Raw genomic sequence first — 11,153 nt, forward strand, 5'->3', positions numbered from 1 at the left:
GAGGGGCCACATTGGGGCGGCCTGCAAATCATCGGCACAAGCCCTAGACTGCGGGATTCGCGATTTGTTCCGTCCCACCTTTTTACTGGAGAAACCCGATGCTCGATGACGACCTCCACGCCGACGCCAAGGCCCTGCTGCCTGGCCGCACCACCGACGCGGGCGCCACCCGCCGCACCGCGCTGCAGGCGGCGCTGGGCCTGGGTTATGCGGCTGCAGCCGCGCCCATCATGGCCCAGACGGCCATTGCCACGCCGGCCGACGGCCTGACGGCGGGCGAGGTGAGCTTTACCGTCAACGGCTTCAAGGTGCCCGCCTACCGCGCCGCACCGGCGGGCAAGACTGGCCTGCCGGTGGTGCTGGTGATCCAGGAGATTTTTGGCGTGCACGAATACATCGCCGACACCTGCCGCCGTTTTGCCAAGGCGGGCTACCTGGCCATTGCGCCCCAGCTCTACGCGCGCCAGGGCGACCCATCGCAGTACACCGAGGTCGCCAAGCTCATGGGCGAGCTGGTGTCCAAGGTGCCCGACGCCCAGGTGATGGCCGACCTGGACGGCGCCGTGCAATGGGCCACGGCCAATGGTGGCGATGCCGAGCGCGTGGGCATCACCGGCTTTTGCTGGGGTGGCCGCATCACCTGGATGTATGCCGCGCACGGCCCCGTGAAGGCGGGCGTGGCCTGGTATGGCCGCCTGGTGGGGCAGGCGAGCGAGCTCACGCCCAAGCACCCCGTGGACATCGCGCCCATCCTCAAGGCGCCGGTGTTGGGCCTGTATGGCGGAAAAGACACCGGCATCCCCCTTGACACGGTTGATAAGATGAAAGCCGCCCTGGCCGCTGGCTCGCCGCAGGCCAAGGCGTCGGAATTCGTGGTGTACCCCGATGCGCCCCATGCCTTCCATGCCGACTACCGCGCCAGCTACCGCAAGGAAGCGGCCGAGGATGGCTGGAAGCGGGCGCTGGCCTGGTTCAAGGCGCAGGGCGTGGTCTGACGGCCACGCACGGCCTTTCTGCCGCAGTCGAAGCCGCCCTTGGGGCGGCTTTTTTTGCCCCAGCGGTACGGTACGAAAATTTGAATGAAAATGGGCGCTAGCGCTTATCCATAAAGCACAAGAAGCTATGACTTTGGTAGCAATCATCCTGGCCACTTTGGCCGCAGGCATTGGCAGCGTGTGGCTGGCGGCGCTGCTCATGCGGCTGGGCCTGGGCGGGCGGGCCGACAGCGTGGGCCCCCAGCACCTGCTGAGCCTGGCGGCGGGTGCCCTGCTGGCCACGGCTTTCATGCACCTGCTGCCCGAGGCGTTCGAGAGCCAAGCGGGCGCGCACGACCTGTTTGCCACGCTGCTGGTGGGCGTGGTGTTCTTCTTCCTGCTCGACAAAGCCGAGCTGTGGCACCACGGGCATGAGCACAGCCATGCTGCAACTGTCAGCCATGACCACGACCATGCCCATGACCACGGCCATGCGCACCACCACCATACCCCGCGCGCGGGCGGCTGGGCGGTGCTTACGGGCGACAGCGTGCACTGTTTTGGCGACGGCATCCTGATCGCCTCGGCCTTCATGGCCGACATCCGTCTGGGGGTGATTGCCGCCGTGTCGGTGCTGGCGCACGAGGTGCCCCACCACATGGGCGACCTGGTGGTGCTGCGCCAGGCCAGCCCCAACCGCCGCATGGCGCTGGTCAAGGTGTCGCTGGCGGGCGCCGTGACGGCGCTCGGTGGGGTGGTGGGCTACTTCCTGGTGGGGCAGTTGCACGACTTTTTGCCGTACTTCCTGGCCGTGGCGTCGAGCAGCTTTGTGTATGTGGCGCTGGCCGACCTGATTCCCCAATTACAAAAGCGCCTGACGGCACGCGAAACCGTCGCGCAGATTGCCTGGCTCATCACTGGCATGGTGGTGGTCACGCTGGTGAGCGGGGCCGCGCACGCGCACTGAAAGCCTTTGTCCGTGTCTGCCGCGAGCCGATTTCCATTTTGCTATTTTATTTGTAGCTAACTATGGTGGTAGTTGTGCGGCAGGGCCCCAAAAGGCTTGAGATTCAGCGCGCCAATTCTTCCCGCACGGCAGCCACCTGCCGCCGCGACACGGCCAAGAGCTCGGTCGAGCCCTGCAGCCGCACGGCCCAGCCTTCGCCCTCCTCGGGGTCGTAGTGTTTCTCCAGCGCCCGCATGGCGCGGCGGGCCACCAGCGCGTTGCGGTGGATGCGCATGAAACGCGGGGCGAATTTGCTCTCGATGTCGCTCAGCGAGCCATCCATGATGTAGCTGCGCGTGGTGGTGCGCACCGTCACGTACTTTTGCTCGGCCTTGAAGTACAGCACCTCGGCCAGGGGCAGGCGTTCGGTGCGGCCCCGGTCCTGGATCAGCAGGGTTTCGCCTTCGGGCAGGCTGGGCGCGGCGGCAGGCAAGGGGGCGCGGGTGCCGCGTTGTGCCTTGGCCAGGGCCTGCTGCAGGCGCTCGCGGCGCACGGGCTTGGTGAGGTAGTCCACCGCGTCCAGCTCAAACGCGCTCACGGCGTGGTCGGCATGTGCCGTCACGAACACCACGGCAGGGGGGTGGGGCAGGGCCTGCAGTGCATGGGCCAGGGCCAGGCCGTCCTGCCCCGGCATGTGGATGTCCAGCAGCACCAAGTCAAAGGCGCGGCCGCCCGTGGGGCTCAGCAGCGCCAGGGTTTCGGTGGCGTTGGAGGCCTCTGACGCCACACAACGCACGGTGTCGGAGCAGTCGGACAGCAGGGTGCGCAGGCGGCTGCGTGCCAGCGCTTCGTCGTCAACGATGAGGATGTTCATGGCTGGTCGTCGGTGGGTGTGGGGGCTGCGGAGGGCATGGCGCCACGGCGGGCGCTGCCTCGGGGGCCGTTGCGGTGGCGGGTGGGCGTGTGTTGGCGCGGTTTCAGGTCGGTGGTGGGCAGGGTGATGCGCACCTGGTACAGGCCGTCCTGCACGCCTGCGGTGAACTCGCCCTGCACGTCGTGCAGCAGCGCCAGGCGCGCGCGCACATTGGCTAGCGCAATGCCATGGCCTTTGGTGGTGTGGTGGTCGTCGTCTTTGCCGTTGCGGCTTTTTTCCTTGGGGGGCAGGGTGTTGGTGATGCGCACCACCACGCGGCTGCCGCGCAGCTCGGTCAGCACGCGCAGCTTGCCGCCGCGCGGGCTGGGCTCCACGCCGTGTTTGACGGCGTTTTCCACCAGCGGCTGCAGCAGCAGCGGGGGCAGGCGGGCGGTGTCGGTGCGCGGGTCCAGGGTCCACTGCACCTGCAGGCGCTTGCCAAAACGCACTTCTTCAATGGCCAGGTAGCGGCGTGCCAGCGTGATCTCTTCGGCCAGCGTGGTCGATTCGCCCTGCTCGATGAGCGCTACGCGAAACAGGTCGGAGAGGTCCTCCAGCAGCGACTCTGCCTTGGCGGGCTCTTCGCGCACCAGGGCAATGGCGCTGTTGAGGGTGTTGAACAAAAAGTGCGGGCGGATGCGCGACTGCAGCTCGGTCAGGCGCGCCGTGGTGGCTGCGGGTGTGCGGCCCCGCGCGCGCAGCACCAGTGCCGCCACCAGCATGGCCGCCAGCAGGGCGCCCGTGGCCGCGCTTGCCAGCCAGGGGGGCGATTCGGCCATGCCCACCAGAGCCAGCATGGCGCAGCCGTAGATACCGGCCAGCGCCCCCAGCAGCACACCGGCGGCGTATTGCAGCGCGGTGGACAGGCGCTGCAGCACCGTTTTAAGGCTGCAGGCCGTGATGAGCCACAGCAGCGTGGCCGGCAGGGCGCCGCCTGTGAGCAGAGCCAGGCTGGCCAGCCATTGCAGGGGGTTGTGGGCGCCGTACATGGCCCCCACGCCGATCACAATCTCCACAAACAGCACGGCCCGCAGCACCACGCCGACCTGGCAGGCGTCGAACACCAGCGCCCGGCCACGGGGCGGCGGCAGGCCGCGCCGGGGGGGCCTGGAAAGGGCCGAATCCTGCGGCGGGGGCTGGGTCGATAAAATTTGCGTGTTTTGCATTGCGGCATCCGGGCAGTCCGGGTGTCTGAACCATCGGATTATTGCCCTCCTTATGTCCAAAGCCCAAGCCACCAGCTCCGCGTCTGCGCCGTCCCACAACCAGCTCGACACCAAGGCCCAGGCCTGGTCGGCGTTGTTTTCCGAGCCCATGAGCGACCTGGTCAAGCGCTACACCTCCAGCGTCTTCTTCGACAAGCGCCTGTGGCAGGCCGACATTGCGGGCAGCCTGGCGCACGCCGAGATGCTGGCCGCACAGGGCATCATCGGCGCCGATGACCACGCCTCCATCCAGCGCGGCATGGCGCAGATCACGCAAGAGATCGAATCCGGCGCGTTTGAATGGAAGCTGGACCTGGAAGACGTGCACCTGAACATCGAGGCCCGCCTCACGCAACTGGTGGGCGACGCGGGCAAGCGCCTGCACACCGGCCGCAGCCGCAACGACCAGGTGGCCACCGACGTGCGCCTGTGGCTGCGCGGCGAGATCGACCTGATCGGCGATTTGCTGAAAGAGCTGCAGGTGTCTCTGGTCGATGTGGCCGAGCAAAACGTCGAGGTGATCCTGCCCGGCTTCACCCACCTGCAGGTGGCCCAGCCCGTGAGTTTTGGCCACCACATGCTGGCCTATGTGGAGATGTTCAAGCGCGATGCCGAGCGCATGGCCGACGTGCGCCGCCGCACCAACGTGCTGCCGCTGGGCAGCGCGGCACTGGCTGGCACCACCTACCCGCTGGACCGCGAGCGCGTGGCGCGCACGTTGGGCATGGAGGGCGTGTGCCAGAACAGCCTGGACGCCGTGAGCGACCGCGACTTCGCCATCGAATTCACCGCCGCCGCCAGCCTGTGCATGGTGCACGTGAGCCGCCTCTCTGAAGAGCTCATCATCTGGATGAGCCAGAACTTCGGCTTCATCAAGATTGCCGACCGTTTCACCACGGGCAGCTCGATCATGCCGCAGAAGAAGAACCCCGACGTGCCCGAACTCGCACGTGGCAAGACCGGCCGCGTGGTGGGCCACCTGATGGGCCTGATCACCCTGATGAAGGGCCAGCCCCTGGCCTACAACAAGGACAACCAGGAAGACAAGGAACCGCTGTTCGACACCGTGGACACCTTGAAGGACACGCTGCGCATCTTTGCCGAGATGGTGGGCGGCCAGCTCAACCCCGCCACGGGTAAAAAAGAAGGCGGCATCACCGTCAACGCGCCCGCCATGGAGCGGGCCGCGCTCAAGGGCTACGCCACCGCCACCGATCTGGCTGACTACCTGGTCAAGAAGGGCCTGCCCTTCCGCGACGCCCACGAAACCGTGGCCCACGCGGTGAAGGCCGCCACTACACACAACTGCGATTTGTCAGAGCTGCCCCTGGCCGTGTTGCAGGGCTTTCACCCAGAGATCGAAAAGGATGTGTACGAGTGCCTGAGCCTGCGCGGCTCGCTCAATGCCCGCAACACGCTGGGCGGCACCGCGCCCGCGCAGGTGCGTGCCCAACTGGCGCGCCACCGCGCACGCCTGGGCTGAAGAGCCTGTACCCCGCATCGTCTTTTTTGATCACCCCCGTCTCCCGGAGTCTGTTTTATGACCACTTCTCGCCGCAACCTGTTGTCTCGCCTGGTGCGCACCGGTGCTTTTGTGGGGGCCGCGCTGACAGTGGGCCTGGCCTCGGCCCAGTCGGCCAAGCCGATCCGCCTGCTGGTGGGTTTTCCGCCCGGCGGCGGCTCGGACGCGATTGCGCGCACGCTGTCTGAGAAGCTCAAGGATGAACTGGGTGTGCCCGTGGTGGTGGAAAACCGCCCCGGCGCGGGCGGCCAGATCGCTGCGCAGACCCTCAAGGCAGCGGCGCCCGATGGCACCACGCTGTTCCTCACGCACGACCACACCATCTCCATCCTGCCCCAGGTGGTGAAGAACCCCGGCTTCGACCCGGTGCGCGACTTCGTGCCCGTGGCAGGCTTTGCCACCTTCGTGAACGCGTTCGCCGTTTCGGGCGGCACGCCCGCCAAGTCGTTCACCGAGTACGTGGGCTGGGTCAAGACCACGGGCCATGGCAAGGGCGCGGTGGGCATTCCGGCCCCTGCCTCCACGCCCGAGTTCCTGGTCAAGCTGCTGGGCCAGAAGTACCAACTGGACCTGGTCTCGGCCCCGTACCGTGGCGCTGCGCCCATGATCTCCGACATGCTGGGCAACCAGATCGGTGCGGGCGTGGCCTCGGTGCAGGACTTCATGGAAAACCACAAGGCGGGCAAGGTGCGCGTCGTGGGCGTGCTGGGCACCAAGCGCCAGGCCGCCATGCCCGATGTGCCCACGTTCGACGAGATGGGGCTCAAGGGCTTTGAAGACCTGCCGTACTACGGCATCTACGCGCCCACCGGCACGCCGCAGAAGTTCATCACCGACTTCTCGAACGCGCTGGCCAAAGTGGTGGCCATGCCCGACGTGCGCGACCACCTCACGGCCATGGGCCTCACCGTGGGCCACATGACGCCCCAGCAGTTGGCCACCCGCCAGCAGGCCTACACAGAGGCCTGGACGCGCATCATCAAGGCCAGCGGGTTCGTGGCGCAGTAACCTAACCGTCCCCGGCCGTCCATTCGCACGGCCTCGTAACGCGTTCCAGGGCCACAAACCCGCAAAATCGCCCCATGTTTTACGCCATACCCCTGGAACACCGCCCCACCTGGCGCAACCCGCCGTGGATGACGGTGCTGCTGATCGTGGTCAACATGGTCGTGTTCTGGGGCCCCCAGCGCAGCGAAGAAAACGCCCGCGACCGCGCTGCCGCCTTTTACGTGGCCAGCCCCTTGCCCGCCATCGAAGTGCCGCGCTTCGTGGCCTGGCTGGAGGAAACCGGCGACAAGCACTTGAAGGAAGCGCGCACCCTGCAAAAAGCGGGTGAAAACGAACTGTTGCTGCGCTGGATGGAGCAGAAAGACGACTTTCAGAAGCGCCTGAAAAGCCCGGGCTTTGTGCCCCCCGAAGACCCGCAGTATTCCGACTGGAAGGCCGCCCGCACCCAGTACGAAGCCCGGCTGCCCGCGCCCTTCACCCGCAAGTGGTCCCAAAGCTACGCCAAGGATGCCGAGCTACGCCCCATCACCTGGCTCACGGCCACCTTCTTGCACGGCAGCAACGGGCACCTCATCGGCAACATGGTGTTTTTGTTTCTGTTTGGTTTTTCGGTAGAGCTGGCGCTGGGCCGGGGCTTGTATCTGGCGTTTTACCTGCTGGGCGGCGTGGGCGGCTCGCTGCTGGCGGGCTGGGCCTATGCGGGCACGGGCAGCTACGGCCTGGGCGCATCGGGCGCTGTGTCGGCCCTGATGGGCATGTATGCCGTGCTGTACCGGCTGCGGCGGGTGCGGTTTTTCTACCAGTTGTTCTTTTATTTCAACTACGTCACCGCACCCGCCTTGCTGCTGCTGCCCGCGTGGATTGCGAACGAGCTGTTGCAGCACTGGCTCAGCGGCCAAGGCGTGGCCTACATGGCCCACCTGGGCGGCCTGATCACGGGTGCATCGCTGATGGCTCTGACCATGCTGCTGCGCAAGAAGCCGCTGGAGGTGCCCGTGACGCACGATGCCGTGGAAGACGACGGCTTTGACACCCACGTGGCCAACGCCCAGCGCCTGGCGCAGGGCATGAAGTTCGAACAGGCCCTGACCCAATGGCGCGCCGCCGCCAAGCTGCGCCCACAAGACCAGACGGTGCTGAGCGCCTGGTTCAAAACCGCATCGCTCTGGCCCGACAGCGAAGATTTTCACCGCGCCGCGCGCCGCATCTTCCGCCTGCAGGCCCACGATGCGCTGACGCTCAATTTTCAGCACGCTAGCTACCGCACGTATTTTGAAAAAGCCAAGCCCGGTGCCCGCTTGCAGCCCGAGGACATGGCCCGCCTCTCACGCCGCTTTGCGCGTGCGCAGCAGTGGGGCGATGCGGAAAAGCTGTTCAACGCTTTGCATAAAACGGCCCCCACACACCCGGAGCTGGGCGAGACCTTGGGCATGCTGGTGTCGGCCCTGTGCCAGGCGGGGCGGCGGGAGCAGGCGGCTGCTTTCAGGCCGCAGTTGCAGCAACTGGCGCCGGGGAGTCCGGCGTTGCGGGGGTTGGGTGGGGTTTAGGGTTTGAGCTTGATTGGGGTCTAGCGCTTGTTGGATAAGCGCAAATAGCTATTAAATTAATAGCATTTTTTTATCCCCCCAGCCATTCGGGTTTGTCGATGCCTGTGTGTATCCCCGCCCGTTCGGGCTGAGCTTGTCGAAGCCTGGGCTGGTGCACTGGTTTGGTTGCATGCCTGTGCTGAGGGCGGGAGCCGGGTTGTCGCCCCGGCAGGCGAGGTACTTTTCTTTGCTTCGCCAAAGAAAAGTAAGCAAAAGAAAGGCGACCCACAGTCTGCGACCCCTGCGCTTCGCTGCGGGGCAAACCTGCGTCGGGGCGGTTGCGGGGTGCGCCGTGGAACTCGCTGTGCGCTGCGCGCGCCGCTCGGACAACCACGGCGAGTCAGTTCACGAAGCATGGGCGCTTCGACGCCCATGCTCACCCCACAACCGCCCCGCCGCAGGCGCAGCCAGATGGGGTGGATAGCCGAACATCCAAACACCCACACGGGCCATCGCTGCGCCCGGCCGCGCCTGCGCAGCGCGTGGCGCTTGCGCCCGCGAGATGAGGCCGAGCAACGCGATGGCCCGTGTGGATGTCCGATTCGTGGGTTCCCTTCTGTATGCGCCTCGGGCGCGCAGGGCGCGGGGTGGCACGCGCGTCGGAGCGCGCGTGCTTCGTGAACTGACTCACCGCAGTTGTCCGAACGTAGCTGCGTAGCAGCGAAGTGAGTTCTGCGGTGCACCCCGTGACCGAGCACCCCAGGTTGCCCCGCAGCGCAGCGAAGGGGTCGCAGACAGCAGGGTCGCCTTTTCTTTGGTGACTTTCTTTTGGCGAAGCAAAAGAAAGCCACTGCGCCGCCGGGCGCACACCCCGGCTCCCGCCCTGAACGCAGGCACACGGCCCAAACCAGCCAACGAGCCCATGCTTCGACAGACTCAGCCCGAACGGATTGGCGTGGCGCGTTGGCTTCGGCCTTTCAACAAACTCAGCCCGGTAGGATGAGGGTTGTCCATGCGTTTGCTATAAATTCAATAGCTTCTGATGCTTGCTCTACAAGCGCTAAAGACCAATTGAATCCTAAGACCCCGCCGCCCCCTGCGGCACATGGTTGCGCAGCAGCCAGCGCGTCTCCCGCGTGGCTTCCGCATCCGGGTGGCGGGATTCCAGCGTGGCCAGCACGCGCAGGGCCATGTCGGTGCGGTTCATGCCTTGCAGCAGTACGCGAGCGACGAGTTCGTAGGCGGCGGGCACGGTGTCGTGGTTCTTGAAGCGGCGGTCAAAACCTTGCAGCAGGGCCAGGGCCAGCGATGCGTCGCCTGCGTTCCAGGCGGCTTTGGCCAGGTTCAGGGTGGCGGTGGCGTCTTGCAGTGCGAACTGGGCGTCTTTGCTGCGGCAGGTCTGAAAGACCTTGAATGCCTCGCTGCTCTGGCCTGATCGCAGCAGCATCGGGATGTAGCGCTGGGCGTGGTCGAGCAGGGTGGCGGTTTTGCCCTCGGCCAGCGCCAGCACGCGGTGGTAGCGGCGCTGTGCGGGCAGTTCGTCGCCACGGGTGCGTTGCTCTTCATAGGCCAGGCCCAGGGCGCCTGCCACGTCGCCTGCGGTGACCAACTGGGCCACTTGTGCGTCGATGGCGTCTTGCTGGATTTGGGACGGGGTGCGGCGGTCGACGGGGGCGCCGTCGTCGTCGCCCACGCCGGCGCCGGGCAGCAGGTCAATGCCAAAGGCCTCGTGGTTTTGGTACATGGCGTAGCCCAGCAAGCTGGCCATGACCCAGCTGAAGTAGATGAGCACCCAGTTGAGGATGGGCAGCACGATCCAGCCCTTGAAGATGGGCAGCAGCAGGCCCAGCGCAATGCCGGTGCCCTGGCTCAGCAAGAAGAGAAAGAGGCACAGCAGCAGATAGGGCCAGCCGATGGCGCGCACGGCATTCCAGGCGTTGGCGGGGTTCAGGGTTTCGGTGAAGCTGCAGGTCTGCACCAGCACGATCTGGGTGGCGGGCAGCAAAAAGCACATGGCCAGCAAAGCCAGCGTGCCCAGCGTGGGGTTGATGCGCTGCAGCCAGCCCACGGCGAAGGATTGCGCGAACAGGATGGCGAACAGCTTCCAGGGCAGGTTCTTCCAGTCCGGGTCCAACTCGGTGGGGTAGTCCTCGGCCCGGTAGATGCCGCGCGATCCCAGGGCCGTGACTTTGAAGGCATAGCGCGATGTGGCCAGCAGGATGCCGATCTCCACGATCAGGATCGCCAGCGCGTCGGGCAAAAAGAAGATCGCCTTGAACAGCATGCTGGAGAGCGCCAGCAGCACGCTGTACATCAGCGGCTTGCGCTGTAGCGGAAAGGTGAAGAAGGTGTTGAGCCGGTGCCAGAAGGGACGGGGAGCGGTCGTGATTTCGTGCTGCTGCATGTAGGCGGCCCTGGGCTTATTTGGAGAAGAAGTCAGACTGCGCCATCCCGCGCCCGCCCGCCATGCGCACCACGGTGCGCTGGTCAGAGCGCAGGAGCTTTATATGCCCCATTTCGCGCACCAACTGCTGATCGAAGGTGGTGTTGAACTGCATGACGGCTTCCCCCATCTTCAGCAGGCTGGTGCCTTTGACCTTGGCGCTTTTGCGGCCCGGTTCTATCTCGACGCTGTCGATGTGGAATTCGTATTCGATCGTCAGGGTGCCGCCCATGCGGTCGCCGATTTGCTCGAACATCTGAAAGCTGGCCTTGAGTGCTTCGCACTGCTGCTCGTGGTTGAGCGTTGTGCGCACCGTCTGGCCGTTCATCACGGTCTCGTCCTGGATGACCGCTTTGGTGCTGAGCTGTTTGCAGCCCAGTTCGGCATCTCGCTGGTAGAGGGCATGCGCGCCTTGGTCGTAGTAGGTGCGCACCATGGTCTCGTCCAGTGTGCGCCCGCCAATAAAGTAATACCAGGCGCCCACGCACAGAGCGGCCAGCAATGCGATGCTTTTTACCATTCCCTCACTCCCACTGTATTTTTCGGCGCAGTTTACCGGCAAGTTTCTTGTGGGCCAGGAATCTGTGAACGAGTTGTTACCTTTCGCGCCATCGCA

At 65.6% G+C, this 11,153-nt stretch carries 9 protein-coding genes; 5 read left to right on the forward strand and 4 right to left on the reverse strand.

From position 1 onward, the window contains the following. Positions 1 to 98 precede the first annotated feature (98 nt). Together Q0105_RS05995 and Q0105_RS06000 are read left to right on the forward strand one after the other, a co-directional pair. Positions 99 to 995, forward strand: a complete 897-nt coding sequence (locus Q0105_RS05995; RefSeq protein ID WP_298209774.1) for a dienelactone hydrolase family protein — start codon at positions 99 to 101, stop codon at positions 993 to 995. Between the two features lie 127 nt (positions 996 to 1,122). Further along, complete coding sequence (locus tag Q0105_RS06000) at positions 1,123 to 1,941, forward strand: ZIP family metal transporter (protein ID WP_298209776.1); 819 nt, start codon at positions 1,123 to 1,125, stop codon at positions 1,939 to 1,941. Positions 1,942 to 2,044: 103 nt separating this feature from the next. On the opposite strand, the gene Q0105_RS06005 is transcribed toward Q0105_RS06000, so the two are convergent. After that, positions 2,045 to 2,794: a LytTR family DNA-binding domain-containing protein gene (locus Q0105_RS06005; RefSeq protein ID WP_298209779.1), complete on the reverse strand. Its 750-nt coding sequence runs from the start codon at positions 2,792 to 2,794 to the stop codon at positions 2,045 to 2,047. After that, positions 2,791 to 3,999, reverse strand: coding sequence for a histidine kinase (locus tag Q0105_RS06010; RefSeq protein ID WP_298209781.1), 1,209 nt, complete (start codon positions 3,997 to 3,999; stop codon positions 2,791 to 2,793). The genes Q0105_RS06005 and Q0105_RS06010 overlap by 4 nt, the downstream gene beginning before the upstream one ends. Before the next feature lie 52 nt (positions 4,000 to 4,051). On the opposite strand from Q0105_RS06010, the gene argH reads away from it, so the two are divergent. From argH to Q0105_RS06025, 3 genes are all read left to right on the forward strand, one after another. Then, complete coding sequence (argH, locus tag Q0105_RS06015) at positions 4,052 to 5,521, forward strand: argininosuccinate lyase (protein ID WP_298209784.1); 1,470 nt, start codon at positions 4,052 to 4,054, stop codon at positions 5,519 to 5,521. A 57-nt stretch (positions 5,522 to 5,578) separates the two neighbouring features. Continuing rightward, positions 5,579 to 6,568, forward strand: a complete 990-nt coding sequence (locus Q0105_RS06020) for a Bug family tripartite tricarboxylate transporter substrate binding protein (protein ID WP_298209786.1) — start codon at positions 5,579 to 5,581, stop codon at positions 6,566 to 6,568. 74 nt (positions 6,569 to 6,642) lie between these two features. Beyond that, a complete protein-coding gene (locus tag Q0105_RS06025) occupies positions 6,643 to 8,115 on the forward strand; it encodes a rhomboid family intramembrane serine protease (RefSeq protein WP_298209787.1) in 1,473 nt (490 codons plus the stop codon). A gap of 1,057 nt (positions 8,116 to 9,172) precedes the next feature. Here the strand turns inward: Q0105_RS06025 and Q0105_RS06030 are convergent. Further along, positions 9,173 to 10,498 carry a hypothetical protein gene (locus Q0105_RS06030; RefSeq protein ID WP_298209789.1) on the reverse strand — a complete coding sequence of 442 codons (1,326 nt, stop codon included), beginning with the start codon at positions 10,496 to 10,498 and terminating at the stop codon, positions 9,173 to 9,175. Between the two features lie 16 nt (positions 10,499 to 10,514). Then, positions 10,515 to 11,057 carry a hypothetical protein gene (locus Q0105_RS06035; protein ID WP_298209791.1) on the reverse strand — a complete coding sequence of 181 codons (543 nt, stop codon included), beginning with the start codon at positions 11,055 to 11,057 and terminating at the stop codon, positions 10,515 to 10,517. Between the last annotated feature and the right edge of the window lie 96 nt (positions 11,058 to 11,153).

The organism is Acidovorax sp. (genome assembly GCF_027492855.1).
Taxonomy (GTDB): domain Bacteria; phylum Pseudomonadota; class Gammaproteobacteria; order Burkholderiales; family Burkholderiaceae_C; genus Acidovorax.

Bases quoted from the DNA above. Each gene is read 5' to 3' on its own strand.
- Q0105_RS05995 (WP_298209774.1), top strand. From the start codon at position 99: ATGCTCGATGACGACCTCCACGCCGACGCCAAGGCCCTGCTGCCTGGC.
- Q0105_RS06000 (WP_298209776.1), top strand. From the start codon at position 1,123: ATGACTTTGGTAGCAATCATCCTGGCCACTTTGGCCGCAGGCATTGGC.
- Q0105_RS06005 (WP_298209779.1), bottom strand. From the start codon at position 2,794: ATGAACATCCTCATCGTTGACGACGAAGCGCTGGCACGCAGCCGCCTG.
- Q0105_RS06010 (WP_298209781.1), bottom strand. From the start codon at position 3,999: ATGCAAAACACGCAAATTTTATCGACCCAGCCCCCGCCGCAGGATTCG.
- argH (WP_298209784.1), top strand. From the start codon at position 4,052: ATGTCCAAAGCCCAAGCCACCAGCTCCGCGTCTGCGCCGTCCCACAAC.
- Q0105_RS06020 (WP_298209786.1), top strand. From the start codon at position 5,579: ATGACCACTTCTCGCCGCAACCTGTTGTCTCGCCTGGTGCGCACCGGT.
- Q0105_RS06025 (WP_298209787.1), top strand. From the start codon at position 6,643: ATGTTTTACGCCATACCCCTGGAACACCGCCCCACCTGGCGCAACCCG.
- Q0105_RS06030 (WP_298209789.1), bottom strand. From the start codon at position 10,498: ATGCAGCAGCACGAAATCACGACCGCTCCCCGTCCCTTCTGGCACCGG.
- Q0105_RS06035 (WP_298209791.1), bottom strand. From the start codon at position 11,057: ATGGTAAAAAGCATCGCATTGCTGGCCGCTCTGTGCGTGGGCGCCTGG.